This window comes from Streptomyces sp. ATCC 21386 (assembly GCF_018728545.1).
In the GTDB taxonomy this organism is placed as follows: Bacteria; Actinomycetota; Actinomycetes; order Streptomycetales; family Streptomycetaceae; genus Streptomyces.
Window position 1 is genome coordinate 5,111,869 of the sequence record NZ_JAAVVL010000001.1, and the last position, 26,399, is coordinate 5,138,267.

Genomic DNA, 26,399 nt, shown 5'->3' on the forward strand with positions numbered 1-26,399 from the left:
GCGGGACGGCACCACACCCCCTCGCTCATTGGCTCACACGCACCACCTTCAGCTTCGGCGAGGACAGGATGTCCTGCTCGCAGAACCGGGAGGTCACCCACCTCTCCGCCGAGAACAGCCGCGTCTGGTCCAGGTAGTGGGGTGAATTCGGGTTCGACGACTGCGAGTACGTCAGCAGCGTGCGGGCCACCGGGCAGCGGCCGCCGTCCCAGCCGACCGCCTGGATGTGGCTGGAACCCGACGAGACCTCCGCGTAGCCGCCCTCGGCCCCGCGCCACGCCGACTCGATCTTGTTCCACACGCCCAGCGACTCCGTGCCGCCGGACACCGGGACGCGCAGACCGTTGCGTACGACGAACTGGTGGTCACCGAGCTTCGCGTCCAACGCGACGCCCGCCGCTCGCAGTTCCGTCACTGTCTCCGCCAGGGCCGTCTCGAAGCCGGGCGCGTCGGTGTTGAGCGTGTTCGGGGTGCTGACCGGGTCCGCCGCCGAGAACGGCACCTTCCACAGCTGCGGGCGCGGCACCGTGGCGTTCAGCCGCCGCCAGAAGCGGTCGAACAGCAGCGCGCCCCGGCTGTCACTGTCGACGGTCCGGTCCCAGCTCCGCAGCACCCGGCACGCCCCGGACACGTCCACCTCCTCGCCGTCGCCGGCCGTCGCCGTCCCGCCCGGCAGCGCGGCACACGCCCGGGCCACGTCGTCGGCCGCGAGATCGGCCGCGGGCACCCGGTTCGCGAACTGCTGCCGCTGCAGGTCGCGCACGGTCAGGCCACCCCTGTCGGCCATGGCCGCCACGTCCTCGATCGCGCCGCGGGTCCGCAGCGACCGCTGGGTGCCGACATTGCCGAAGACCCGCTCGTATCCCGTCAGCGGCTGGTCCGCGTTGGCCAGCCACGCGCTGTCGTTGGAGTTCTCCGCGTACGGCGCGTCCTTCAGCGTCGGCATCCTCGCGGGCCCGAAGATGCCCGGCTGCACGGCGTCGGCGTCGCTGCCGAGCGCGCAGTCCGAGCGCGAGCCGTCCAGGACCGCCACGCCCGCCGAGGGATAGGTGGCCCTGCCCAGCGGGGTCGAGCAGCGGGCGGCGAGGTCGTCGGTGATCCGGGGGAGGGTCTGCGACTGGGTGAAGAGGGTGTGCCCCGCCGAGTCGGCCGCGACGGTGTTCACCCACGGCAGGCCCTGGTGCCGGGCGAGGGACCTCAGGACGTCCGCCGTGCCACGCGCCTTGGCGAAGCCCAGCGAGGTGTCGGTGAAGCGGATGTTCGCCGCGTTGGGGTCGTTCACGGCGTACGCGGTACCGGCGGTCCAGGGCAGCGGAAGATCGGCGCCGAGCGAGACGACGACCGGGCCGTACCGGGTCCACCACTGGGTGCGGGTGACCGGCGTGCCGTCCTTCACCCCGACGGTGACGGTCCGCTTCGTCATCCGCTCCGGCTCGCCGTCCACCAGGTACACGGTCGGGTCGGCCGGGTCCAGCGTCAGCTGATGGACGTTCATGGGGACGCCGGTCGCCACGGTGTGGCTCCACGCCACCTTCGTGTTGAACCCGATCTGGGTGATCGGCGAGCCGAGCAGCGCCCCGCCGGAGACGTTCAGCTCACCGGGGATCGTCTGCTGCGCCTGCCAGAAGCGGCGCCCGCCGGCCCAGGGGTAGTGCGGGTTGCCCAGCAGCAGACCCCGGCCGCTCGCCGTGGTGTCACCGCCGAAGGCGACGGCGTTCGACCCCATGTCGGCGTCGGCCGCGTCGAACAGCTCGCGCGCCGCGCGGGCGGCGGTCTTCGCGTCCGGAGCGGCGGCGCTCTCGTCGGTGGCGCCGGGGGCGGGCGGCTGGGCGGTGGCGATGGTGTCCACGAGCCGTCCCTCGCCGCCGAGCACGGCCAGGGCGTACGCCCGGGAGAACACGTCGAGCGTGGAGACCGGCCGCACCCAGGCGGCACCCCTGCACGCGGGGTCGGTGATCCGGTTCTTCCTCAGCCAAGCGTTGTACCCGGCCGCCCAGCCCCGCATCAGGTCCTTCACCGCACGGCTCGGCCCCAGCGGCTCGGGCCGCTCCAGCTGCCGTCGTACGGTGCCGGCGTCCCGGACGCCCCGGAAGTACAGGTCGCTCGTGAGGTTCCTGGAGGCGGAGGAGAGCGAGAAGTCGGGGGCGGCGTCGGGCCCGAAGTGGCGGGAGCGCTCCCCCCGTACGGTCACGAAGCCGTCGGCGAGCACGCACACCTGGTCGGCTGCCTGCGCCCAGCCGGTGCCGAATCCCAGGTTCGCGTAGTCCTTCGCGACGATGTGCGGTATGCCGTACTCGGTGTAGCGGATCACGGCGGACAGCCCGCCGTGGGAGGTCCGTTGCCCACCGGCCCGTCCGTCGTCGGTGGCGGCGGTGGCCGAGGGCAGTACGGCCGAGGCGGTGAAGAGGGCGACGGCCGAGACCAGCAACTGTCTCAGACGGGTGCGCATGGCGACTCCCAACGTCGTTGGAGGAAGAAAGGGTTGAGCAGGTCGACACGTGTCCACGTAGTCCATACGGGTGATGGATCTTTCCTCAAGGTGACTCACCGTACGAAGGCCCGGGTTGAGCGACTTTCCGCCATGTGCGCCGGACGGCGGCCACGGGGGCGATGCGCTTGACCTGGCTCGCGCGACGGAACGAGGATCGCGGCAGGACCTGGACGAAGGAGAGCAGGACATGACGGCTGGTCGCAGCGTGACGGTCGACGGGACGCTGCGGCGCAGCGCCCGGCGGACCCCCGCCCGCACCGCGATCCACTACGGCGAGCGGTCCTGGACCTACGCCGAACTGGACGACGCCGTCTCCCGCGCCGCGCGCGCCCTGCGCGACACCGGCCTCGCACCGGGCGACCGGGTCGCCGCCTACGGCCACAACTCGGACGCCTACCTGATCGCCTTTCTGGGCGCCGCCCGAGCCGGCCTGGTGCACGTCCCGGTCAACCAGAACCTCACCGGGGACGACCTCTCCTACATCCTCGACCAGTCGGGCAGCACCCTCGTCCTCACCGACCCGGACCTGGCCGCTCACCTCCCCGACGGCACCCGCACCCTCGCGCTGCGGGACACGGACGACTCGCTCCTCGCCCGCCTCGCGACCACCGAGCCGTACGACGGCGAGGAGCCCCGCGCCGAGGACCTCGTCCAGCTCCTCTACACCTCGGGCACCACCGCGCTCCCCAAGGGCGCGATGATGACGCACCGCGCGCTGGTGCACGAGTACCTCAGCGCCATCGCCGCCCTCGACCTCCAGGCGGGCGACCTGCCCCTGCACTCCCTGCCGCTCTACCACTCGGCGCAGATGCATGTGTTCCTGGTGCCGTACCTCGCGGTCGGGGCCACCAACACGATCCTCGACGGGCCCGACGGCGACCGGATCCTCGACCTGGTGGAGGAGGGCCGCGCCGACAGCCTGTTCGCCCCGCCCACGGTGTGGATCGCCCTCGCGAACCGCCCCGACTTCGACACCCGCGACCTCGGCGGGCTGCGCAAGGCCTACTACGGGGCGTCGATCATGCCGGTGCCCGTCCTGGAACGCCTCAGGGAGCGCCTGCCGAAGCTGGCCTTCCACAACTGCTTCGGACAGAGCGAGATCGGCCCGCTGTCCATGGTCCTCGGTCCCTACGAGCACAAGGGCCGGATGGACTCCTGCGGGCGTCCCGTCATGTTCGTCGAGGCGAAGGTCGTCGACGAGGACGGCGAGGAGGTGCCCGACGGCTCTCCCGGCGAGATCGTCTACCAGTCGCCCCAACTCTGCGAGGGCTACTGGGAGAAGCCGGAGGAGACCGCCGACGCCTTCCGCGACGGCTGGTTCCGCTCCGGGGACCTCGCGGTGCGCGACGCCCACGGGTTCTTCACGGTCGTCGACCGCGTGAAGGACGTCATCAACTCCGGTGGCGTCCTGATCGCCTCCCGCCAGGTCGAGGACGCGCTCTACACCCACGACCGGGTGGCCGAGGTCGCGGTGATCGGCCTGCCCGACGACCACTGGATCGAGGCCGTCGCGGCGGTCGTCGTCCTCAAGGGCGAGGCGACCGAGGAGGAACTGATCGCCCACGTCCGCGAGAAGCTCCCCCACTTCAAGGCACCGAAGCGGGTCTTCTTCGTGGACGAACTACCGCGCAACGCCAGCGGAAAGATCCTCAAGCGCGAACTCCGCGACCGTTTCGCGCGCCCCTGACCGGACGCCGCGACCCCGGTGGCCGGCTCACGCGTCCGCCGCCACCGCCACCGAGCGCGCCCAGCGGTAGTCCGCCTTGCCGCTGGGAGACCGCTGGATGGCGTCGGTGAGGACCAGCTGGCGGGGGATCTTGTAGCCGGCGAGACGGGTGCGGCAGTGGGTCTGGATGTCCTCCAGCGACGGCCGGGCGGCACCCTCGCGCAGCTGCACCACGGCGGCCACATGGTTGCCCCACCGCACGTCCGGCACTCCGGCGACCAGCGCGTCGTAGACATCGGGATGGGCCTTGAGCGCCTGCTCGACCTCCTCCGGATACACCTTCTCGCCACCGGTGTTGATGCACTGCGACCCCCGGCCGAGGACCGTGACGACACCCTCCTCGTCGACGGTGGCCATGTCGCCGAGGAGCACCCAGCGCTCGCCGTCCCGCTCGAAGAAGGTCTCGGCGGTCTTCCGCGGGTCGTTGTAGTAGCCGAGGGGGACATGGCCCCGCTGCGCCACCCGGCCGGGCACACCGACCGGGACCGGCTCGTACGTCGCCGGGTCCACGACCTGCGTACGGGAGTGCACGCGGATGCGGAAACCGTCGCCCGCGCCCGCGTCCTGCGTGGCTGTGCCGTTGAAACCGGACTCCGACGATCCGAAGTTGTTCAGCAGCATCGCGTTCGGCACCAGGGCCTGGAACTGCCGCCGGACCGTCTCGGACATGATCGCCCCGGAGGACGACACGCTGAACAGCGACGAGCAGTCGGTGCCCTTCAGCGGCCCGTCGAGCGCGTCGATCAGCGGGCGCAGCATCGCGTCGCCGACCAGGGACACACTGGTGACCTTCTCCCGCTCGATGGTGCGCAGAACCTCCTCGGGCACGAACTTGCGATGGATCACGACCCGTTGGCCGAAGTTGAACCCGATGAACGCGGTGAGCGTGGACGTCCCGTGCATCAGCGGGGCCGTGGGGAAGAACGTGATCCCCTCGCCCCCGGCGGCCACCCGTTCGGCCAGCTCCTCCGGGGACTTCACCGGCTCGCCGGTCGGCGCGCCGCCGCCCAGCCCCGAGAAGAACAGGTCCTCCTGCCGCCACATCACGCCCTTCGGCATGCCCGTGGTGCCGCCGGTGTAGATGATGAACTGGTCGTCGCCCGAGCGGGCCGGGAAGCCCCGCCCGTCGGACGCGGCCGCCTCCACCTCGGTGAAGGCGGCCGCGTCGAGGGCGGGCGCGTCCGACGCGGGGGTCCCCACCCGCACCAGATGCCGCAGCTTCTCCGTCCGCGGCAGCGCGGCGGCCACCCGCCCCGTGAACTCCGCGTCGAAGACCAGCCCGGCCAGGTCCGCGTCCCGGTAGAGGTAGACCAACTCCTCTTCCACATAGCGGTAGTTGACATTGACCGGCACGATCCGCGCCTTGAGGCAGCCGAGCGCGGTCTGCAGGTACTCGACGCCGTTGTAGAGGTGCAGGCCGACGTGCTCGCCGGGCCGTATCCCGCCGTCGAGCAGATGGTGGCCGATCCGGTTCGCCGCCGCGTCCAGTTCGGCGTAGGTCAGCCGGCGTTCCGCGCCCGTACCGGGGATGTCGAGGTACGCGAGCGCCGCTCGGTCGGGGACCACGTCGACGACCGACTCGAACAGGTCGGCAAGGTTGTACTCCACCGCACTCCTCCTGACCCCGCTGCCCCTCGGTTGCCGGTCATCAGAGCAAAGGGCGGCACAACTGTGAAGAGTCCACGCACAGAAATCTGACTGTCTGTCAGAAAACCCTTGAAGTGCCGACCCGGCTCCTGCAACCTGTTCTCGTTTCCTGTGGACGGAGGACACCCGATGGGCGGCACCGAACACCTCACCGTGCGACGCGAAGGCGCCACACTGGTGCTCACGCTCAACAGGCCCGAGGCCAAGAACGCGCTCTCGCTGCCGATGCTGGTCGGCCTGTACGACGGCTGGGTCCAGGCCGACGAGGACGAGGAGGTCCGCTCGATCGTCCTCACGGGAGCCGGCGGTGCCTTCTGCGCCGGGATGGACTTGAAGGCCCTCGCGGGCAAGGGGATGGAGGGGCAGCAGCACCGGGACCGCCTCAAGGCCGACCCCGATCTGCACTGGAAGGCGATGCTGCGTCACCACCGGCCGCGCAAGCCGGTCGTCGCCGCGGTCGAGGGGCACTGTGTCGCCGGTGGTACGGAGATCCTCCAGGGGACGGACATCCGTGTCGCGGGGGAGTCGGCGACGTTCGGCCTCTTCGAGGTCAGGCGCGGGCTCTTCCCGATCGGCGGCTCCACGGTCCGCCTCCAGCGGCAGATCCCCCGTACGCACGCGTTGGAGATGCTGCTCACCGGTCGGCCCTACAGCGCGCGGGAGGCGGCCGGGATCGGACTGATCGGTCATGTGGTGCCCGATGGCTCAGCCCTGACCAGGGCCCTGGAGATCGCCGAACAGATCAACGCGTGCGGGCCGCTGGCCGTCGAGGCGGTGAAGGCGTCCGTGTACGAGACCGCCGAGATGACCGAGGCGGAGGGGCTGGCCGCCGAGTTGAAGCGGGGGTGGCCGGTCTTCGACACGGCCGACGCGAAGGAGGGGGCTCGTGCCTTCGCCGAGAAAAGGCCCCCTGTTTACAAGCGGGCGTAGACGTATTGCTCAGGTCGTGTGTCGGCCGCGGGTCCGTCGTGGCTGGTCGCGCAGTTCCCCGCGCCCCTCGGGGGCGCTCCTGTCGCCCCCCTTCCGAAGGAGGCAAGCCCCGATGTCCGCGATCCTCAAAGCACCCCTCACCGTCGAGTTCCCCTTCACCCGTTCCCTCGGGCCCGTGCAGAGCGCCTTTCTCACCGGACTGCGGGAGCGAGTCGTGCTCGGGGTGCGTACCGGGGACGGGCGGGTGCTGGTGCCGCCCGTCGAGTACGACCCCGTCACCGCCGAGGAGATCCGGGACCTCGTCGAGGTCGCCCCCACCGGAACCGTCACCACCTGGGCCTGGAACCACGAACCCCGTCGCGGGCAGCCCCTCGACACCCCCTTCGCCTGGGCGCTGGTGAGACTCGACGGCGCCGACACGGCCCTGCTGCACGCCCTCGACGCGCCCGGCCCGGACGCCGTCCGCACCGGAATGCGGGTCCGGGTGCGGTGGGCCGAGGAGCGGTCCGGCGCCATCACGGACATCGCGTGCTTCGAACCGTACGACGGCGCACCGGTGGAACCGGCAGGGCACAGCGGAGAGTTCGAGGAGGCGATCACGGGCATCGTCGCCGCCGCCCGCCTCGACTACACCTACTCGCCGGGCCGCGCCCAGACCGGTTACATCGAGGCCCTCGGCGACCGGCGCATCGTCGGCGAACGATGCCCGTCCTGCCGCAAGGTGTACGTCCCGCCCCGCGGCGCCTGCCCGACCTGCGGGGTCGCCACGGGGGAGCGCGTCGAGGTCGGCCCCGGCGGCACGGTCACCACCTTCTGCATCGTCAACATCAAGGCGAAGAACCTGGACATCGAAGTCCCGTACGTCTACGCCCACATCGCCCTCGACGGTGCCGGGCTCGCCCTGCACGGCCGGATCGCCGGCATCCCCTACGACCAGGTGCGCATGGGGCTGCGTGTCGAACCGGTGTGGACGGAAGGCGCCCGCTATCCCGACCACTACCGGCCCACCGGCGAACCCGACGCGGACTACGACATGTACAAGGAGCTGCTGTGACGCGCGAAGAAGCCCCGGGTGCCCGTGACATCGCCGTCGTCGCCTTCGCCCAGACCGAGCACCGGCGCACCAGCGACGAGGTCTCCGAGGTGGAGATGCTCATGCCGGTGCTCCACCAGGTCCTGGCGCGGACCGGGTTGAAGACCGCCGACATCGGCTTCACCTGCTCCGGCTCCAGCGACTACCTCGCCGGCCGCGCCTTCTCCTTCACGCTCGCCCTCGACGGCGTGGGCGCCTGGCCGCCGATCTCCGAGTCCCACGTCGAGATGGACGGGGCGTGGGCGCTCTACGAGGCCTGGGTGAAACTCCGCACGGGGGACGCCGACACCGCGCTCGTCTACTCCTACGGCAAGTCCTCGCCGGGCGCCGTACGGGACGTCCTCACCCGGCAGCTGGACCCGTACTACCTGGCCCCGCTGTGGCCCGACTCGGTAGCCCTGGCCGCCCTCCAGGCCCAGGCCCTCATCGACGCGGGTGCCACGGACGAACCGGCCCTGGCGGCGGTCGGGGCGCGCAGCCGTGCGGACGCCGCCGGCAACGCCCACGCACAGCTGCGGGGTGCGGTGCCGCAGGGCGACTACCTCGTGCGGCCGTTGCGCACCGGGGACTGCCCGCCCATCGGTGACGGGGCCGCCGCCGTGATCCTCGCGGCGGGGGAGCGGGCCAGGGAACTGTGCGAGCGGCCCGCCTGGATCCGGGGCATCGACCACCGCATCGAGGCACACGGCCTCGGCGTGCGCGACCTGACCGACTCACCGTCCACCCGGCTCGCCGCCGAGCGGGCGGGAGCCTACGAACGGCCCGTCGACACCGCCGAGTTGCACGCACCGTTCAGCTCGCAGGAGGTCGTCCTGCTCCGGGCCCTCGGGCTCGACGAGTCCGTGCGCGTCAACCCGTCGGGCGGGGCCCTGGCCGCCAACCCGATCATGGCCGCCGGGCTCGTCCGGATCGGCGAGGCCGCCGCCCGCATCCACCGGGGCGAGTCCGACCGGGCGCTCGCGCACGCCACCTCCGGCCCGTGTCTCCAACAGAACCTGGTCGCCGTACTCGAAGGGGATCCCCGATGAGCAAGGAGCCCGTGGCCGTCGTAGGGGTCGGCCAGACCAAGCACGTGGCGGCGCGCCGGGACGTCTCGATCGCCGGGCTGGTCCGGGAAGCCGCCCGAAGGGCCCTGGACGACGCCGAGTTGAGCTGGGCCGACGTCGAGGCCGTCGTCATCGGCAAGGCGCCCGACTTCTTCGAGGGCGTCATGATGCCCGAGCTGTACCTCGCGGACGCGCTCGGCGCGGTGGGCAAGCCCATGATGCGGGTGCACACGGCCGGCTCGGTCGGCGGCTCGACCGCGCTGGTCGCCGCGAGCCTGGTCGCGGCCCGGGTCCACGGCACGGTCCTCACCCTCGCCTTCGAGAAACAGTCCGAATCCAACGCCATGTGGGGGCTGTCCCTGCCGATCCCGTTCCAGCAGCCGCTGCTCGCGGGCGCGGGCGGCTTCTTCGCCCCGCACGTGCGCGCGTACATGCGGCGCAGCGGTGCCCCCGAGACCGTCGGTTCCCTGGTCGCGTACAAGAACCGCCGCAACGCGCTGAAGAACCCGTACGCCCATCTCCACGAGCACGACATCACGCTGGAGAAGGTGCAGGCCTCGCCCATGCTGTGGGACCCGATCCGCTACTCGGAGACCTGCCCGTCCTCCGACGGGGCCGTGGCGATGGTCCTCACCGACCGGGCGGGCGCGGCGCGCGCGCCCCGGCCCGCCGCGTGGATGCACGGCGGCGCGATGCGCAGTGAACCCACCCTGTTCGCGGGCAAGGACAGCGTGTCGCCGCGCGCGGGGCGGGACTGCGCGGCCGATGTGTACCGGCAGGCGGGCATCGCCGATCCGCGCCGGGAGATCGACGCGGTGGAGATGTACGTGCCGTTCTCCTGGTACGAGCCGATGTGGCTGGAGAACCTGGGTTTCGCCGCCGAGGGCGAGGGCTGGAAGCTCACGGAGTCCGGGGTCACCGAGCTGGACGGGGACCTGCCGGTCGACATGTCCGGCGGTGTCCTCTCCACCAACCCGATCGGCGCCTCCGGCATGATCCGGTTCGCCGAGGCCGCGCTCCAGGTGCGGGGTCTCGCCGGAGAACACCAGGTCGAGGGCGCCCGGCGGGTCCTGGGGCACGCCTACGGCGGCGGTTCGCAGTTCTTCTCGATGTGGCTCGTGGGCGCCGAGCCGCCCGACTCCTGAACCCTTCCCCTCGCACGGCCTGTGCGCGGTGGGGGCCGGTCGCTAGTCTGGCGGGCGGACGACGAACCGGGAGGAGCACGGACGTGGCCGAGACCACCATGCAGCAGCGATCCCTCGATGGCTGGCACAAGCCGGCGGAACTGGACCTGAGCAACGCGGACTGGCGGTCGAGCAGCCAGGGGCGGGGAGATGTCCAGATCGCCTTTGTCGAGGGTTTCATCGCCATGCGCAACAGCGGCAGCCCCGAGAGCCCCTCGCTGATCTTCACCCCCGCGGAGTGGGGCGCCTTCGTGTCGGGGGCCCGGGAGGGCGAGTTCGACCTGACCTGAGCCGCCGTACGCGCCGTGGGGTGGGCGGCCCGGCCGCCGACCCCACGGCTGGGTCAGCGCAGGGTGACCTCGCGCGGGCCGTTGTAGGGCGCCAGTGACAGCACGGTGCGCGGTGTCCGCAGGCCCTCGCGTTCCGCGAACAGTTCGCGTGCCGCGGCGAAGCACACTTCGTCGCCCATCACCGGGGCGACCTCGTCGTAGAGTTCGCGGACCGGGTCGACGAGCTCTTGGCCCGCCTGCGTCTCGGTGCCCCAGATGTCCCACAGCAGCGTCTCGACCTTGTTCAGCGCCGCGAGATCGAGCCGGACGTTCCCGGCCACGAACCACTCCCCGTTCAGCGGCCCGTCCTGCGGCGGGTGCAGGCCGAACGTCCGGGCGTCCGCCTCACCCGCCCGGACGGCCCGCCATGCCTTGCCCGCCACCAGGAAGCGGTCGCGCGGTACGTCCATCGGGTCGAAGTCGATCCCCCACTCGTCGGCGACCAACGGCTCGGCCAGCTGCGCGTCGGCGAACAGCCAGCCCCGCGCCGGGTCCCAGTACTCGGTGACCACGTGGTCGCAGTGGAACCCGTTCTCCCCGAAGTACGTGGCGAAGCCCGAGCGCAGTCGGGCCGGCACGCCGAAGTGCCGCAGGAGCGAGCAGTGCAGCAGCGCGAAGTCGCGGCACACACCGACGAACCGGTCCCCGGGCTCACGGCGGTGCGTCAGCGGCGCGTCGTTGCGTCCGACGACGAGTCGCAGGATGTCGTCGAGGTAGCGCGTCTCGGCGTCGTCGTGCAGCCGTTCCCGCGCCAGGGTGTGGCCGAACGTTGCGCCCTCGAGCCGATGGATCATCAGATCCCGTGCCACGCGGGCGAGTCGGGCCGGATCGCGTGGGAGGCCGTCGTAGAGCGGGGCGAGGTCGCCCGGGTCGGTGAACGCGCTCTGCTCGGTGTAGAAGGCGGCGACGTCCGGTGCGAGCGGTACGGGTGGCATGAGCGAACCCCCAGAAAGAATCGGCCGCGTGTTCGATTTACGGGCCGCTCCGCCTCACCGTGCCAAAATTCACCAGCAACTGTCCACAACGCACGGGGAAGTGCGGGGGAATGCGGGTGCCCGGAATTCTCCGCATTCCCCGCACGCGTGTCACTCGACGAGGATTAATGGATGCGGGCTCACCTATCATTAGCCGCATGGAGTACTCGATCAGCGGGGACGCCCGGCTCGCCCTGGATCTCGCCCTGACCGTCCGCCACGACGGCAGCGGCGGGGTCGCCGACGACCTGACCGATGTCATGGGCCTCGCCACCTGGGTCCGCGCCCACACGGACGACCTCCCGGCCACCCTCGGCCCGGCCGTCGACGAGGCCACGCTCACCTCCGTCCGCGACCTCCGCGCCGCCGTCCGCACCCTCTTCGCCCGCGCCGTCGCCCCCGGCGAGCCCAGCCCCGCCGACGCCACCCGCCTGCTGCCCGTACCCGAGGCACTGGCGCGCCTCAACCAGGCCGCCGCCCTCACCCCGACCGTCCCGGTCCTGACCTGGGGCCCCGGTGCCGACCCCGTCGTGCACCACCGGCCCGCCACCGGCGAGGACCCGCTCACCGCCGCCCTCGCCCGCGCCGCGCTCGCCTTCCTCGCGAGCCCCGAACGGCAGCGGCTGCGCGCCTGCCACGCCCCACGCTGCGTGCGCTACTTCCTCAAGGAGCACCCCCGCCAGGAGTGGTGCAAACCCGCCTGCGGCAACCGGGCCCGGGTGGCCCGCCACCACGACCGCCACAGGAAGACCTCGGCCTGACCGCCGGGACCGTCCTCCCCGGCGCTCCCTCGGCTCCACCGTGGGACGACACGCCGTACCATTGCGGCATGTCCTTCCTCCGCCGCCGCAGCGCCACTCCCGCCGGACCCGATTTCGACGTACTGGCCATGGACCCGGGCGACTGGCCGGGCAATCTCGGTGCCGGTCTGCTGCCCGCCCCCGACGGCAGCTGCCAGGGCGTCTTCCTGCGCTACGACCTCTACGGCGGCCGCGGCCCCGCGATGATCATCGGCAACCTCCCGGAGGGCTCCCCGGCGCGCGAGGTCGCCGACGGCGAGATCCCCTTCGAGGTCGCCCAGCTGCTGGTCGCCCTGGAGAACGAGGAGGACATCACCGTCGTCGGTTCCGAGGACATCCCGGTGATGCAGGGCGACAACCTGCTGATCGTCCGCCGCCTCAAGCTCTCCGAGTCCCGGATCTCCTGCGTCCAGTTCGACCGCAGCGACAACGTCCTGGTGACCATCGCCGCCTGGGACCGCCCCATCACCGACGACCTCTACGCGCTGCTCAAGCCGCTCCCGGCGGAGCTGTTCCAGCAAGGCTGAGAGCGCGCGCGACGTACGAAGCCCGACCGGGTCGTGACCCGGTGAGGACGAGACGAGAAAGGGCCGGGTACGCACCCGGCCCTTCTTCGTGCCCTACGGGCGGCCGGCCGCTCACCCGGCCGGCAGTACCCGCACATCCGCCGCCTTGACGAACGCCACCCGGTGGCCGAACTGGATCTCGTAGTAGAGGTCCTTGCCGACCACCACCCGGTGTCCGCTCGTGTCGAAGGTGACGGCGTAGTAGTACTCGCCGGGCACCAGGCCCCCGGTGACGTACTTCTGCCCCTTGAGGAGCTTGTACGGCCACGGCGACACCGCCTGCGCGGGCACCCCCGCCGGGTACGCGGACGCCTCCGGGTAGGCGCGGCCGTACACCGGGATGTCCGCCAGGCCGTCCCGGGGCGTCACGACCAGCCCGGTCGCGCCGACCGCCGTCGGCTCGCCCGGCGGGTTCTGGAACCAGGCCTTCTGTCCCAGGAACCAGATCGCCGTCCAGTCGCCCTGCCGCTCCGCCACCGCGTACTGCTGCCCCGTGGAGACCCGGGACCCGAGGTCGTTCACATTGGTCGTCGAGCCGCTGCCGTCCGGCCGCAGCCCGATGTCCTTGATCAGGGGCGAGGTCACGTCCGGGCGGCTGTAGAGGCGTACGGCGCTGGAGCCGTGCACCGCGCAGGTCGCGCCGGCGGAACCGCAGCCGGTGAACACCGGCCGGTTGGCGGCGTAGTCCGGGAGGATCGTGACCATCGTGCTGTCGGCGCCGGACGTCGCTCCGAGCGGCTTGCCCAGCAGCTCGAAGTAGTGCCGCCAGTCCCAGTACGGACCCGGATCGGTGTGCATTCCCGGGATCGTCGCCGTCGTCGGACCGGGCACGGTGTCATGGCCCAGGATGTGCTGCCGGTCCAGCGGGATGCCGTACCTGTCGGCGAGGTACCTCACCAGCCGCGCCGAGGACCGGTACATCGCCTCCGTGTACCAGGCGTCCGGCGAGGCGAGGAACCCCTCGTGCTCCAGACCGATCGAGCCCGCGTTGACGTACCAGTTGCCGGCGTGCCAGGCCACGTCCTTGTGCTTGATGTGCTGCGCGATGTGCCCGTCCGTGGAGCGCAGCGAATACTGCCACGACACGTACGTCGGATCCTGGACCAGTTCCAAAGTGGTGTCCCAGTAGCCCTCGGTGTCATGGACGACGATGTACCGGATGGGCTGCGAGTTCGGCCGGTCGGCCAGGTCGTGGTTGCCGTAGTCGTTGTCGCCGAACTCCTGGTACGGCGCCGGGATCCACTCACAGGCCACCGTGGTCGGGCACTCCGCCCCGGCGGCCGCCGCGCGCAGTCCGGACCGGGACAGCTGCCCGGTCTCGGGCGCGAGATCCGGGTCGGCCGCCAGGGCCACCCGCTGACCGGCGTCCGTGACGCGCTCGGCCCCGGCACGGATGACCGCGAACACCTCGTTCGCGTACGCCGCCGCCGTGGCCCGGTCGTCGGCGCCCGAGAAGCGCGCCACCGCCCCGTACCAGTCCGCGGGATCGGCGCTCGGTTCCGCGCCGAGCTGCCGCTGTGCGGCGGCGAGCAGCGCGGCACCACCCGCCACGTTCGCCTCGGCGTCCGTGCGCAGCTTCCGCGCGGGCAGCCCGGTCAGCTCCGCCGCCCTCGTCAACGTCCGCAGCCGGGCCGGGAGTTCGGCGGGCTCCGGCAGTTTCGCCTCCGGCACGGTCAGCGGGCGCGACTCGTCGCCGCGCGCGTCCTCCGTGCCCTCGCTGTGGTGCGGGGCCTCGGCCAGGGCCGTGCGCGCGTCGGTGAGATGCATGGGCCCGTAGCCGCCGGTCACGCTGGGCGCGCCGCCGTGCTCGTCCCAGCGGGACTGGAGGTACGAGACGCCGAGCAGGACACTGCGCGGTACGCCGTACCTCTCGGCCGCGGCGGTGAAGGCGCCCTGCAGACCGCCGGAGGCGGAGGAACCGCTCTGAGGCGGGGCCGCGCCCAGCAGGGGCAGCAGCAGGACGGCGGGAGCCGCGGCGAGCGCCGCGCGGCGGACACGTCTGGGACGGGGGGTGGGCCTGCGGTCGGTGGGGGATCCTCGCAAGGCGGGCCTCCTCTAACGGTGGGGCGTTGGCGGAGTGGCAGACCAAAGGCTCCTCCCGCGGGCGGAGCCACGTGCGGAGGAGCGCTTCTGTGCTATCGGTCGGCCGACGATCCGTCAATCATGCCCCCGGAAGGCCGTTTCCCCGGTGATTGCCGGCCGCACGACCACCCCATGGTCATGACGAAGGCCCGCGGTGCGGCCCTTGCGCAGGCACACCGCGGACCTTCGTATCCCCTCAGCGAGTGCCGACCGCCGCCCGTACGGCCTTGCGGGCCAGCTGGCAGTCGTCGTGCAGCCGCCTGAGCAGCAACCGCTGTTCCTCGCCGGACGGCGCAGCAGCCGGGTGGGCCTGACCCGGTGCCGCCGGGGTCGAGTCGTGCATCGAACGCTGCACGGCCGTCTCGTAGGTACGGATCTCACGGGTCAGTACCAGCATCAGGTTCACCAGGAACGCGTCCCGGGAGGCCGGGCCCGCCGACTGCGCCAGCTGGCTGATCTGCCGCCGTGCCACCGGTGCGTCCCCGAGCACCGCCCACAGCGTCGCCAGGTCGTACCCCGGCAGGTACCAGCCCGCGTGCTCCCAGTCCACCAGCACTGGACCGGCCGGTGAGAGCAGGATGTTCGACAACAGGGCGTCGCCGTGACAGAACTGGCCCATGCCCTGACGGCCGGACGCGTGCGCGATGCCGTGCAGCAGCTTCTGCAGATCGCCCATGTCCCGGTCGGTGAGCAGACCCAGCTCATGGAAGCGGGAGATCCGCTCCGCGTAGTCCAGCGGGGCGTCGAACGTTCCCACCGGCGGCCGCCACGCGTTCAGCCGGCAGATCGCGCCGAGCGCCGCCCGGATGTCGGCGCGCGGCGGCGCCTCCACCGGATGCCGCTGCAGGGCCGCCACCCGGCCCGGCATCCGCTCGATGACCAGGGTGCAGTTGTCCGGGTCCGCCGCGATCAGCCTCGGCGCCCGCACAGGGGGGCGGTGCCGGACGAACGAGCGGTATGCGGCTATTTCGTGCCGGATCCGGTCCTCCCAGATGGAGGAATGATCCAGTAAACACTTGGCGACAGCCGTACTTCGCCCCGTGGTACCGACGAGCAGCACCGAGCGGCCGCTGCGGCGCAGCACCTGGACCGGAGTGAACTCCGGACAGATGCGGTGCACGGAGGCGATCGCCGTGCGCAGCTGTGCGCCCTGAGGGCCGGACAAGTCGATTCTCCCGCTGAGCGGTTGGGTGCCGAGGCCCGGCACGCGCCGCGTCCGGCCGCCGAGCACCGGGGCCGTCGTACGCGTGGGGTCGAGGTAGGGGCCGCCGCCGCCCGGCTGGCGGGGGTGCAGCGACCGGGGAGGAGCGGACACGGAGGACGATGCTGCGTACATGGGAGAGGACAGATCCCTTCGTGTGCCGGCAGGTCACGTGCCACCCGCCCCGGCCGTACCGGGGACACCCTGGGGAGTGCCCGTCGGGGCGACCGGGTCGGGGTGGCGCTTTCCTACCTGACACCGGATGGACCCTGGCACACCATGTAGCGCACCCTGGCGAAGCCTGGCGAATAGTCCCCGAGCAACTGACAGCGGGCTACATTCAACTCAGCCGAGAACCTGGGGGCTTGACGTGAGCGGACAACCCAACACCCGACTCGCAGACCTGTTCGGCCTGGCCGGCTGGTCGAAGGGAGAGCTCGCGAGGCTGGTCAACCGGCAGGCGGCGGCCATGGGCCACCCCCAGCTGGCGACCGACACCTCACGGGTACGGCGGTGGATCGACATGGGAGAGATCCCGCGCGATCCCGTGCCACGGGTGCTGGCGGCGCTGTTCACCGAGCGTCTCGGCCGTGTCGTGACCATGGAGGACCTCGGTCTGGTCCGGCACGGGCGTGCGGGGAAACGGCAGGGCGGCGGGAATGTGGAACATCCCGACGGCGTGCCGTGGGCGCCCGAACGGACTGCCGCGGTCCTCACCGAATTCACGGGAATGGACCTCATGCTCAACCGACGCGGCTTGGTGGGTGCGGGCGTCGCGCTCACCGCGGGATCCGCACTCAGCAGCGCCATGCACGACTGGCTGCACACCGATCCGGCCCTCACGGCCGACGCCCCCGACCTCGACAACCCCCTGCACGCCGACCCCGCCGGGTTCGACCGTTACGAGGCCGCCCCCATCGGGTCGCAGGAGATCGAGGAACTGGAGCGCTCGGTCGAGGTGTTCCGAGCCTGGGACGCGGCCCGCGGCGGCGGGCTGCAACGCAAGGCTGTCGTGGGACAGCTCAACGAGGTGGGGGGCATGCTCTCCTACCGTCACCCCGAACACCTCCAGCGGCGCCTGTGGGGCGTCGCCGCCAACCTCGCCGTACTCGCCGGCTGGATGTCGCACGACATCGGCCTCGAACCCACCGCCCAGAAGTACTTCATCATCGCCGCCCACGCCGCCAGGGAGGGTGGTGACCGGCCCCGCGCCGGCGAGGCCCTCTCCCGGGCTGCCCGACAACTGGTGCACCTCGGGAAACCCGACGAGGCGCTGGACCTCATGAAACTCGCCCAGTCCGGCTCGGGCGACCAGGTCCTGCCCCGCACCAAGGCCATGCTGCACACCGTGGAGGCCTGGGCGCAGGCATCCATGGGCAAGGGCCAGGCCATGCGCCGCACCCTGGGCCAGGCCGAGGACCTGTTCGTCTCCGACCGCGGGGACGTGCCGCCGCCGAGCTGGATGCAGATGTTCAACGAGGCGGATCTGTACGGCATGCAGGCCCTGGCCTACCGCACCCTCGCGGAGCACGAACCTGCGGCGGCCCAGCACGCCCGGCACTACGCGGAGAAGGCGTTGGACCTCAGGACGAACGCCCAGGGGAGGTCGCAGATCTTCGACTACCTGTCGATGGCCTCGGCCTGCTTCATCGGCGACGACCCGGAGCAGGCGAGCGGGTACGCGCGTCTGGCGCTGGCGTCGATGGGCTCCAACTCCTCGCACCGCACTTGGGACCGGCTGCGTGAGATGTACCGGCTCACCGGTCAGTACTCCAGCTATCCGAAGATCCAGGATCTGCGGGAGGAGATCAAGCTCTCCCTGCCCAAGCCCCAGCCGAGGGCCTCGCTGCCCAAGAACAGGGGCGACATCGCCCCGGCGTGAGGGCAACACCCCCAGGCGCGAGGGGGAGGGGCGGCGTGCGGGTGAGTGGCCCGTTCCTCAGGAGCTGACCCGGGCGACGAGCACGCACGCGTCGTCCGTACGCTCCCTCTCGCCGAACTCCTCCACCACCGTCCGGACACATTCCTGGGCCGTACACGCCTCGCCGAACCGGGGGGCCAGGTCCAACAGTCGCTGGACGGCTGCCTCTCCGTCCCGCCGGGGGACCAGTCCATCGGTGTGCAGGAGCAGCAGATCGCCCTGTTCGAGCGTCACTTCGGCCTGCCCGTAGACGGCTCCGGAGGTCGCTCCGAGCAGGACTCCGTCCGGCGGGGGCAGCACGCGCCCCGTCCCGTCGCGGAACAGCAGCGGGGCGGGGTGCCCGGCCTGCGCCCAGACGAGGGTGCGGGTCGCCGGCCGGTAGCGGCAGCAGACCGCGCTGCCGAGCGCGGGCTGCACGGTGGCGTCCAGTAACTGGTTGAGGCAGGCCATCAGCCGGCCCGGCTCGGTTCCCGACATCGCCATGCCGCGCAGCGCGCCGATCAGCATCGCCATGCCCGAGGTCACGGTGACACCGTGACCGGTGAGGTCACCGACGCTCAACAGGCTTTCGCCGCCCGGTAGTTCGAGGGCGTCGTACCAGTCGCCGCCGATCAGTGCGCTCGTCGAGCAGGGCAGATAGTGGGCGGCCAGGTCCAGCCTCTCGGGGCCCCGCTGCGGGAGCCGCAGGGGGCCGCGCCACGGCGGCAGCACGGCCTCCTGTAGCTCGACCGCGAGCCGGTGCTCGGTCTGCGCGATGTGCCGCTCACGGTGCAGCGAGTCACGGCTCTCGCTCACCGCCCGCTGGCTGCGCCGCAGTTCGCTGACGTCCCGCAGGACGGCCCACATGGAGGCCGTGGCGCCGTCGTCGTCGAGCACGGGCTCGCCCATCATGTGCACGGTGCGCACCCCGCCGTCGGGGAGCACGATCCGGAACTCCCCGTCGATGCGTTTGGCGTCGATGAGGCAGTCCGTGACCATCGCGGTCAGTCGCGGACGGTCCTCGTCGTAGACCAGCGACGGCAGTTCGTCCAGGGTGAGCGGCGGGGCGGCAGGGTCGCGGCCGAGGATCTGGAACAGCTCGCCGGACCAGCTCGCCTCGTCCGTCAGGAGGTTCCACTCGGCGCTGCCGACGCGGCTGAGCAGCGACTCGCGCCGGGGGGCCGGGGGTGGCGCGACCGGGAGGCCGGCCGTGGCCGGGGGGGCGGGCGGAGGGGCCGGACCGTCCCGCAGCTGCGCCAAGTGGTCGTCGAGATCGCTCAGTTGATGCAGAGCCAGCTCGCAGAGCGCCCGCTGCCAGCGGATCTCGGGATCGGCTTCGTCGGCGGCCGCGTCACGTCGTACGGCGTCCACGTCGCCCCGCAGCCGCCGCGTCTGCGAGATGAGCGCGTCGACCGTGCCGCGTCGGGGCGGCTGGGCGGCGGGACGATCCGCAGAGAGAGGGGACGGCATCACGTACTCCGATGGGGGACGGTACGACCAACGCTGACGTAAGGGCCGATTACGACTGTTGCACAGGCCCGGACGCGCTGTAAGGGCTTTGGCAAGACACGATACGGCGGTGCTTCCGGCATATGCCACCGTCCTCGCGGTCGGGGGTGCCCACTGTGGTTCGATGCGCGCCCTGGAGCCCCAAGTCGTAGGAATCGTAAGTGACTTGACGGGTCGTCGCCTGCACTCACTTGTCTTTCATTCCCCTGTTCGAGGGGCATGTGTGCGAGCGATTCCTCGGGTCGGCGAGTGATATGGGTCACAGAGATGAATCCAGGACGTCGCGTCCTGCGAAACCTCTCGGCAGGAGAGCTTCATCCGAAACGGAGACCGTTCATGACCGTCACGCTGGAACAGCCCGCCCGCGCGCTCCTCGTCACCGAGGAGGACCGGGATGTCCCGGTGCCCGCGAGCCTGCGCTATTCCTCCGACGATCCGCTGGCCGTGCACCTCGACTTCCCGGCCGACATCTCGCTGAACGGCTCCATGGTGACCTGGACGTTCTCCCGCGGGCTGCTGGAGGAGGGCGTGCGCGCCCCCGCGGGCGCCGGCGACGTGCACATCCGGCCCGACGGCCGGTTCCGCACCGTGGTGGAGCTGCACTCCCCGTACGGCATGGCGCTGCTCCGGTTCGAGAAGGCGGCACTGCAGCGTTTCCTGCTGCGCAGCTACACCGTCGTCGCCGCCGGGAGCGAAGAGGTGGGCCCCGCGCTCGACCGGGGACTGACGTCCCTCCTGCGGGGTGTCTGACGTCCCTGCCGGTGGCGCCGTGGTGGACGCCGGGCTCGGCTCAGTAGCGCAGGACGCCCGCGATGCCCCGGGCGTCGCCGAGCATGCCGTCGGGGACGAAGCGGACCTCGGCACCGGTGTCCAGACAGCGCTCGACGATCTCGTCCACGATGTCCTCGCGGACGTCGAGGTCGCCGCTCTCGGCCGGCACGAGATGCCCGTCGGCGCTGCCGCCGTCCGCGCGCACGGCCGCCCGGAAGTTCTCCTCGACGGCGAGGAGCTGGATCCGGCCCTGCCGGGCGTTCTGGCGGACCTCGTCGACGCCCGCGGCGAACGTCTTGTGGCCGCGCGCCGCTTCGAGCCGCCGCGCCACGGTGTCGACGCTCCTGCGGTCCTCGGCGGCGACCACGGGCCCCACCGCCTGCCACACGGCCTCCGGGGTGCCGTGCGCGAGACCGCCGTGCGGGACGTGGGTGGCCTCCCTGGTGACCGTGCCGATCTCGTCGAGCAGGGACAGCGCCGCCGTCTCGCCGGTGACGTACAGGGGGCGCTGCCGGGTGCGCAGCACCCGGGCGAGCGCGGTGTCGGCGTCGCGGAGGAAGTGCCGGGTGTCCTCGTCGCGGTAGGCGGACGGCAGGTCGCCGACCCGTTCCTGCCGCTCGGCGTCGAAGTTGTCGCGGTCCCTGGTCATCGGGAACCCGCCGACGTGCGCCTCGGTGACGCGGTCGCCGCCGCCGTTCCACAGGGTGACCCGGTCGGCGGAGACCGCGAGCACCCAGAACGGCCGCTCGGCGGCCTGCGCCGCCACCAGGTTCCGGGTGAGGAAGGTGTCCGAGAGCACCACACGCTCCGGCACCGGGCGGGTGAGCGACCAGACCTGGTGCTCACCCGGCGCGGCGAAGATCACCAGGCCGTCCTCGGTGTGCGTCAGGTCCACCTCGGCCAGCGCTCGGTCCAGCTGTTCGACGACGTCGTGGCGCCGCTCCCGGGTCACGGCGGGATCGTGCTCCAGCCGCTTCTTGGCCTCGGCCACGACATTGCGCAGCCGGACCGGATCCTGGGCGTTCTCGGGCTCTCGGCGGTGCGTCGGCGTCAGTACCGAGACCGCCGGGTAGGGCCGCGGGCGGCGCAGTTCGATGAGGGTCGCGGGGCTGAGGGCATGCTCCATCTCTTCACGATAGGACTGATTCGCGTATCGGGCATTTGGGGTATCGAAGCCCCTGTTCGGACCTCCCCGACAGGCGTGGCGGAGCAGCGAACGAGTCCGCCGGAGCGCACCGATGAGGGTGCGCGCCCGCGGGGTCCGCGGCGCGGCGGCCGCCGCGCGGGTCAGCCCACTTCCTTCTTCAGTGCCTTGTCGGCGGCGGCCTTGGACGGCTTCCACCAGGTCGTCACCGGCTCCCAGACCTTCACCTTCTTGGTGGCGCCCAGCTCCTTCAGCGTGAACGTGCGGCCGTAGAGGTTGGGGTTGGCCGACACGGTGATCGTGCCGACGCGACGCGCCTCGGGGTCCCCCAGGTCGGCGATCGTGCGGACCGCGGCGTACACCGTCTTCCCCGCGCCGACCTTGTACGGGCCGCTCTCGCCGGACGGCACCGGCTGGGCCGCGCCGTCGAGGTCGCCGAAGTTGACGACGGGAAGGCGGTCGACCGTGCAGGCGCGGGTACCGGTGTTCTTGACGCTGATGTGCACGATCCGCGTGTCCTTCGCCTGCTTGGCCCCCAGCTTGAGGACCTTCGACTTGCAGACCGGGGTCTTCGCGGCGGGCTGGGCCGCGAGCCCCTGAGGGGCGGCGGTGAGCAGGAGCGCGGCGCCGGCGGTGGCCACGGTGGAGACGGTGAGCAAGGAACGGATGCGCATCGGTGGATTCCCCCAGGTTCAGTCACATACGGGTACGGCACGCGCAAACGTGACGTCTGCCCAGTGTGACGAGCGAGATGCGCCCGGGGTTGTACCGATTGCGCCCGTGTTACGGGCCCGATGCTCAGTCGTCGACTCCGCATGAACTTCCGTCGTCGGGCAGTGTCCCGAACAGCAGGAAGTCGTCGACCTTCGCGTGCACGCACTTCGACGACCCGTACCCGGTGTGCCCCTTGCCCTTGTTGTCCAGGACGACCGCCGAGGGGCCCAGCCGCTTCGCCGTCTCCACGGTCCAGCGGTAGGGCGTGGCCGGATCGCCGCGGGTGCCCACGAGCAGCATCTTCGGGGTGTCGACGTCCCGCACCTCCTCGCGGATGTAGTCGCTGCCTGCGGGGCGGCCGTAGCACATCAGCACCTGGGTGAGCCGGAACCGGCCGAAGACGGGGGAGGCGTCCTCGTAGGCGGCGCGCAGGTCCCGCAGATTGTCGGTGATCTTCCTGGCGGAGGGCCGGTCGGGGTCGTCGGCGCAGTTGATCGCCATGAGCGCGGCCGGGAGGTTGTCCAGCGGGATCTCCTCGATGTCGACCAGCCCGTCGTGCGGGGTCGCGGAGGCGGACGGAGTGGGATCCGGGGGTTCGTGCGGGCGGCCCGGCGCCGCGACGCGGTACGACGCCGCGACGCGGTACGGGGTGGCCGGCGGGGCGAAGCCGCCGCCGGTGAGTGCCATGACGCCGCGCGTGTCGCCGTCGTGCACGAGCATGTTCAGCGCCTGGGTGAGCATGGGCCACAGCTGTTCGCTGTAGAGGGCGTGGCCGATGGCGCCCACCAGGTCCTGGCCCGTGAAGTCCGGCCCGAAGTCCGACGGCAGGGGGTGCTCGTCCAGCGAGTCGACCAGCGCCACGACCTGCTCACGGGCCGAGCGGGCGTCCTGTCCGAACGGGCACGTCAGCTCCTCGGTGCAGGCGTCGAGGTAGTCCTCCAGCGCCTTCTGCTGTCCCTGGGCGCCCACCAGGCCCCGCTCGGTCAGCGGTTCGCTCAGGGTGTCCACCCCGTCGAGGGCCATCCGGCCCACCCGCTGGGGGAACTGCGCGGCGTACACCGCGCCCAGCCGGGTGCCGTAGGAGAAGCCGAGGTAGTTGAGCTTCTTGTCGCCGAGGGCGGCGCGCATCACGTCGAGGTCGCGGGCGGCGTTGCGGGTGCCTATGTGCGGCAGCACCGGCCCCGAATTCTCGCGGCACTCGGCGGCGGCCCGCCGCAGCCTCGCGAGCGCGGTCCCCGGGTCGTCGGCGTCCTCACCGCCGTCGGTCGCCTCCAGGGCCTCGTCGGTGCCGTCGCCGCAGCTGACCGGGGAGGAGCGACCGACCCCGCGCGGGTCGAAGGTCACGACGTCGTAGCCCTTGGTGAGATCCATGAAGTCCTCGCCGCCGTAGGCGAGTTCGGGCACCCCCGGGCCGCCGGGGCCGCCGAAGTTCAGCAGCAGCGAGCCGCGTGCGTCGCCGGTGGCCCGATAGCGGGCCATCGCCAGGTCGAGGGTGCCCGCCTCGGGCCGGGTGTAGTCGAGCGGCACGGTGACCTTGCCGCAGCGCAGATCCCGGGGCATCTCCGCGCCCTCGCACTTCGACCACTTGATCCTCTGGTCGTAGAAGCGGCTCAGGTCGGGCCGGGCGTCGTCCTTGTCGTCGTCGGCGCCCGCCGTCACGGCGGGCAGCCCGGCGCCCAGCAGGGCGAGCACCGCGACCGCGGCTCCGGTGAGAGGGCGCCGTCTGTGCGTGGACCGCATGCGTGCCTCCAGGGAAGCCCGGCCAGGGCGGCCGGGGACGACCCCCGGATCACCATAGGCGGCCCGCCGGGGCCACGCCTCCCGGCGGGCGGACCGCCCGGGAGTGCCTTACTCTGCGCCGCGCCAGGAAGTCCCACCGGCGGTGCGCGGCGTCGCTCGTACGTGTGAAACGGGCTGCCGGAGCGGCCGAGGCGCGCCGCGGGCCGGCCGTTTCCGGCGTCGCGGGTGCGAGCGGGCTTCGGCGAGGATGCTGCGGGGCGCGGCCGACCACCGTTGCCCGCGGTCGCGCGGCGGCCGCGCACTCGCGACCTCAGCGAAGGAGCGCAGAGATGACCTCTCCGGGCCATCAGGACCTCGTCGTCACCCGGGCCGGCGTCGACGACTGGGCGGTGGTCGCCCGGTGGGCGGGGGACGAGGGCTGGAACCCGGGCCTGTCGGACCCGGCGTGCTTCCTCGCACAGGACCCCGAGGGCTTCTTCATCGGCCGGCTCGACGGGGAACCGGTCTCCGCCGTCTCCGTCGTCACCTACGGCGACGACTACGCCTTCCTCGGGTTCTACCTGGTCCGCCCGGACCTGCGCGGCCGGGGCCACGGCCTCACCACCTGGAAGACCGCGCTCGCCCACGCGGGCGACCGCACCGTGGGCCTCGACGGCGTGGTCGCGCAGCAGGACAACTACCGCCGGTCCGGCTTCGAGTCCGCCCACCGCACCTTCCGGTACTCCGGCGTGGTGCCGCGGACCGCCGTCCCGGCCGATGTCCGGCCCGTCGACGACGCCCGGCTCCTGGCGCCGTACGACAGGGCCTGCCACCCGGCCGACCGCCCCCGCTTCCTGGAGCGCTGGCTGACCGCCGACGGACACCGGGCCCTCGCGCGGATCGTCGACGGGCGGCTCACCGGCTACGGCGTCATCCGGCCCGGCCGGGACGCCCTGCGCATCGGTCCCCTGTTCGCGGACACCGCCGAGGACGCCCGTGCGCTGTTCGCCGGGCTCGCCGCCGAGGCCGCCGGCCGCGAGCTGGCCGTCGACGTGCCGGAGCCGAACACGGCCGCCGTGGCGCTCGTCGAGGAGTACGGGCTGACGCCGTCCTTCGAGACGGCCCGTATGTACACCGGCCCGATCCGGCCGTACGCGGCGGAGCGGGTCTTCGGGGTCACGACCCTGGAGCTCGGCTAGGGGTCTCCCGGCGGGCCACCGCGGAAGCCTCCCGCCGGGCCTCAGGGGGAGCCTCGCGCCGGGCCTGCGCGGAGGCGGGAGCGGCGTCGCCCGGCGGGGCGGCGCCGCTCTTCGAGAACGCCCACTCCATGCGAGGCTCGACGACACAGCGGAGCGCGGCCCGTACGGGGGACGTGCACAGCAGGGTGATGCCGCCGACCGCCACCGCCGTGACCGCGAGTTCCCCGAGCGGGGTGTGCAGCCACTCGACGGCGTACCAGTCCCGGAAACGCGCCCACTTGATCACGAAGCCGTGCAGCAGATAGCCGTACATCGTGCCCGCGCCCAGCGCCGTGAACCACAGGTGCCGACCCGGCACCCAGGCCAGGAAGCAGGCCGTCAGCAGCACCGCCAGAGCGAACAGGGCGGGCGTGGTCAGCAGGCCGGCCCAGCGGGTGACGCCCTGGCCGGTGACGCTGCCCCGGTGGTAGAACCAGCCCGCGTCGAACCACGGCGCCGCCCAGTAGGCCCCCACGAGCGCCCCGAGACCGACCGGGAGCAGCGACAGCCGGACCCGGCGTGTGCGCAGCCGTTCGAAGTGCGAGGCCCGCAGGGTCAGGCCCAGCACGAAGAACGGCAGGAAACCGAGCACCCGCTGGATGGAGACGTCGCCGCCGAGATCCGGTGAGACCGCCGCCAGCGTCGCCAGGGCCAGCGCGACCGGCAGCGGGTGACGCAGCATCAGCCACAGCGGTGTGGTCAGCCGCCAGATGAAGAGCGCGACCAGGAACCACATGACGTACCAGGGGTCCAGCAGGCTCAGCGGATAGCCCGGGTCGTCCTGCGCCCACCGGTAGAAGAGCGTGTACGCCGTCTCGAACACGACGTACGGCAGGGCCACGCCCGTCAGCAGCCGCTTCAGACGGCCGGGCGCCATGTCGAAACTCCGTGAGAAGTACCCGGAGATCAGGGCGAAGGCCGGCATGTGGAACGCGTAGACCGTCAGGTACGCGGCCGTGGCCGCCCGGCTGCCGTACGTCAGCGGCTCCCACGCGTGCCCGCACGCCACCAGGACGATGGTCAGGTACTTGGCGTTGTCGAAGTACGGGTCCCGCGAGGCCCGCCCTGCCCGGCGTTCCTTCCCCTCGGGTGGGGCGGCGGCGGAGGGGCGGGTGTGCTGCACCACGTCTTCGGGCATCGCTGAGTGGTCTCCGGACGACGACGACTGAACCCGGACCGCCTGCCCCGTCCCGCCGGTCCCAGTCGTCCTCGACGACACCACCGACGGTTTTTGGCGTGGAACCGCCGGTGCGAGTCCCACCCGCCCGACCGTCCCGGACACCGGGACCCGCCCGTAGCACCACCGAGTGGTGAGAAAGGGATGAATTCCGTTGC

General features: G+C 72.0%; 21 protein-coding genes. 11 read left to right on the top strand and 10 right to left on the bottom strand.

Translation table 11 applies throughout. The features are described from left to right. Window positions 1–25 precede the first annotated feature (25 nt). A complete protein-coding gene (locus GWK25_RS21785; RefSeq protein WP_215452213.1) occupies window positions 26–2,449 on the bottom strand; it encodes a penicillin acylase family protein in 2,424 nt (807 codons plus the stop codon). A gap of 229 nt (window positions 2,450–2,678) precedes the next feature. Between GWK25_RS21785 and GWK25_RS21790 the strand changes: the two genes are divergently transcribed. Then, complete coding sequence (locus GWK25_RS21790; RefSeq protein WP_215452214.1) at window positions 2,679–4,178, top strand: acyl-CoA synthetase; 1,500 nt, start codon at window positions 2,679–2,681, stop codon at window positions 4,176–4,178. A 27-nt stretch (window positions 4,179–4,205) separates the two neighbouring features. Here GWK25_RS21790 and GWK25_RS21795 read toward each other — a convergent pair whose 3' ends face one another. Beyond that, window positions 4,206–5,825, bottom strand: coding sequence for an acyl-CoA synthetase (locus GWK25_RS21795; RefSeq protein ID WP_215452215.1), 1,620 nt, complete (start codon window positions 5,823–5,825; stop codon window positions 4,206–4,208). Between the two features lie 168 nt (window positions 5,826–5,993). On the opposite strand from GWK25_RS21795, the gene GWK25_RS21800 reads away from it, so the two are divergent. The 5 genes from GWK25_RS21800 (at window position 5,994) to GWK25_RS21820 (ending at window position 10,407) form a co-directional block, all read left to right on the top strand. Beyond that, window positions 5,994–6,794, top strand: coding sequence for a crotonase/enoyl-CoA hydratase family protein (locus tag GWK25_RS21800; protein ID WP_215452216.1), 801 nt, complete (start codon window positions 5,994–5,996; stop codon window positions 6,792–6,794). A 112-nt stretch (window positions 6,795–6,906) separates the two neighbouring features. Further along, complete coding sequence (locus GWK25_RS21805; protein WP_215452217.1) at window positions 6,907–7,848, top strand: Zn-ribbon domain-containing OB-fold protein; 942 nt, start codon at window positions 6,907–6,909, stop codon at window positions 7,846–7,848. Next, complete coding sequence (locus GWK25_RS21810) at window positions 7,845–8,915, top strand: thiolase domain-containing protein (protein ID WP_215452218.1); 1,071 nt, start codon at window positions 7,845–7,847, stop codon at window positions 8,913–8,915. The genes GWK25_RS21805 and GWK25_RS21810 overlap by 4 nt, the downstream gene beginning before the upstream one ends. Further along, entirely contained in the window at window positions 8,912–10,078 is a 1,167-nt protein-coding gene (locus tag GWK25_RS21815) for a thiolase domain-containing protein (RefSeq protein WP_215452219.1), read from the top strand. Before GWK25_RS21810 ends, GWK25_RS21815 begins: the two co-directional genes overlap by 4 nt. Window positions 10,079–10,161: 83 nt before the next feature. Beyond that, on the top strand, window positions 10,162–10,407 hold the full coding sequence (locus tag GWK25_RS21820) for a DUF397 domain-containing protein (protein ID WP_033526253.1): 246 nt from the start codon (window positions 10,162–10,164) through the stop codon (window positions 10,405–10,407). 53 nt (window positions 10,408–10,460) lie between these two features. On the opposite strand, the gene GWK25_RS21825 is transcribed toward GWK25_RS21820, so the two are convergent. Beyond that, on the bottom strand, window positions 10,461–11,381 hold the full coding sequence (locus tag GWK25_RS21825) for a transglutaminase domain-containing protein (protein ID WP_215452220.1): 921 nt from the start codon (window positions 11,379–11,381) through the stop codon (window positions 10,461–10,463). Window positions 11,382–11,578: 197 nt separating this feature from the next. On the opposite strand from GWK25_RS21825, the gene GWK25_RS21830 reads away from it, so the two are divergent. Together GWK25_RS21830 and GWK25_RS21835 are read left to right on the top strand one after the other, a co-directional pair. After that, window positions 11,579–12,181, top strand: a complete 603-nt coding sequence (locus GWK25_RS21830; RefSeq protein WP_215452221.1) for an ABATE domain-containing protein — start codon at window positions 11,579–11,581, stop codon at window positions 12,179–12,181. A gap of 68 nt (window positions 12,182–12,249) precedes the next feature. After that, a complete protein-coding gene (locus GWK25_RS21835; protein ID WP_215452222.1) occupies window positions 12,250–12,747 on the top strand; it encodes a hypothetical protein in 498 nt (165 codons plus the stop codon). A 111-nt stretch (window positions 12,748–12,858) separates the two neighbouring features. Here the strand turns inward: GWK25_RS21835 and GWK25_RS21840 are convergent, their stop codons facing one another. Both GWK25_RS21840 and GWK25_RS21845 read right to left on the bottom strand, forming a co-directional pair. Beyond that, window positions 12,859–14,829, bottom strand: a complete 1,971-nt coding sequence (locus GWK25_RS21840; RefSeq protein WP_215452223.1) for an N-acetylmuramoyl-L-alanine amidase — start codon at window positions 14,827–14,829, stop codon at window positions 12,859–12,861. Between the two features lie 235 nt (window positions 14,830–15,064). Continuing rightward, a complete protein-coding gene (locus GWK25_RS21845) occupies window positions 15,065–16,204 on the bottom strand; it encodes an aminoglycoside phosphotransferase family protein (protein ID WP_215452224.1) in 1,140 nt (379 codons plus the stop codon). A 235-nt stretch (window positions 16,205–16,439) separates the two neighbouring features. On the opposite strand from GWK25_RS21845, the gene GWK25_RS21850 reads away from it, so the two are divergent. Further along, window positions 16,440–17,951, top strand: a complete 1,512-nt coding sequence (locus GWK25_RS21850; protein ID WP_215452225.1) for a hypothetical protein — start codon at window positions 16,440–16,442, stop codon at window positions 17,949–17,951. 57 nt (window positions 17,952–18,008) lie between these two features. Here GWK25_RS21850 and GWK25_RS21855 read toward each other — a convergent pair whose 3' ends face one another. After that, window positions 18,009–19,439 carry a PP2C family protein-serine/threonine phosphatase gene (locus GWK25_RS21855; protein WP_215452226.1) on the bottom strand — a complete coding sequence of 477 codons (1,431 nt, stop codon included), beginning with the start codon at window positions 19,437–19,439 and terminating at the stop codon, window positions 18,009–18,011. A 375-nt stretch (window positions 19,440–19,814) separates the two neighbouring features. On the opposite strand from GWK25_RS21855, the gene GWK25_RS21860 reads away from it, so the two are divergent. Then, a complete protein-coding gene (locus tag GWK25_RS21860; protein WP_215452227.1) occupies window positions 19,815–20,228 on the top strand; it encodes an SsgA family sporulation/cell division regulator in 414 nt (137 codons plus the stop codon). 40 nt (window positions 20,229–20,268) lie between these two features. Here GWK25_RS21860 and GWK25_RS21865 read toward each other — a convergent pair whose 3' ends face one another. The 3 genes from GWK25_RS21865 to GWK25_RS21875 all read right to left on the bottom strand — a co-directional run bounded on the left by GWK25_RS21865 (window position 20,269) and on the right by GWK25_RS21875 (window position 23,847). Next, window positions 20,269–21,375 (bottom strand): chemotaxis protein, encoded by a 1,107-nt coding sequence (locus GWK25_RS21865; protein WP_215452228.1) that lies wholly within the window; start codon window positions 21,373–21,375, stop codon window positions 20,269–20,271. A 161-nt stretch (window positions 21,376–21,536) separates the two neighbouring features. After that, a complete protein-coding gene (locus GWK25_RS21870) occupies window positions 21,537–22,067 on the bottom strand; it encodes a DUF4232 domain-containing protein (protein ID WP_215452229.1) in 531 nt (176 codons plus the stop codon). 124 nt (window positions 22,068–22,191) lie between these two features. After that, window positions 22,192–23,847 carry an alpha/beta hydrolase gene (locus GWK25_RS21875; RefSeq protein WP_215452230.1) on the bottom strand — a complete coding sequence of 552 codons (1,656 nt, stop codon included), beginning with the start codon at window positions 23,845–23,847 and terminating at the stop codon, window positions 22,192–22,194. A 329-nt stretch (window positions 23,848–24,176) separates the two neighbouring features. On the opposite strand from GWK25_RS21875, the gene GWK25_RS21880 reads away from it, so the two are divergent. After that, the gene (locus GWK25_RS21880; RefSeq protein ID WP_215452231.1) at window positions 24,177–25,025 is read left to right on the top strand and encodes a GNAT family N-acetyltransferase; all 849 of its coding nucleotides are present in this window, start codon (window positions 24,177–24,179) and stop codon (window positions 25,023–25,025) included. On the opposite strand, the gene GWK25_RS21885 is transcribed toward GWK25_RS21880, so the two are convergent. Beyond that, the gene (locus tag GWK25_RS21885) at window positions 25,003–26,202 is read right to left on the bottom strand and encodes an acyltransferase family protein (RefSeq protein ID WP_251828971.1); all 1,200 of its coding nucleotides are present in this window, start codon (window positions 26,200–26,202) and stop codon (window positions 25,003–25,005) included. The genes GWK25_RS21880 and GWK25_RS21885 overlap by 23 nt on opposite strands. Window positions 26,203–26,399: the final 197 nt, after the last annotated feature.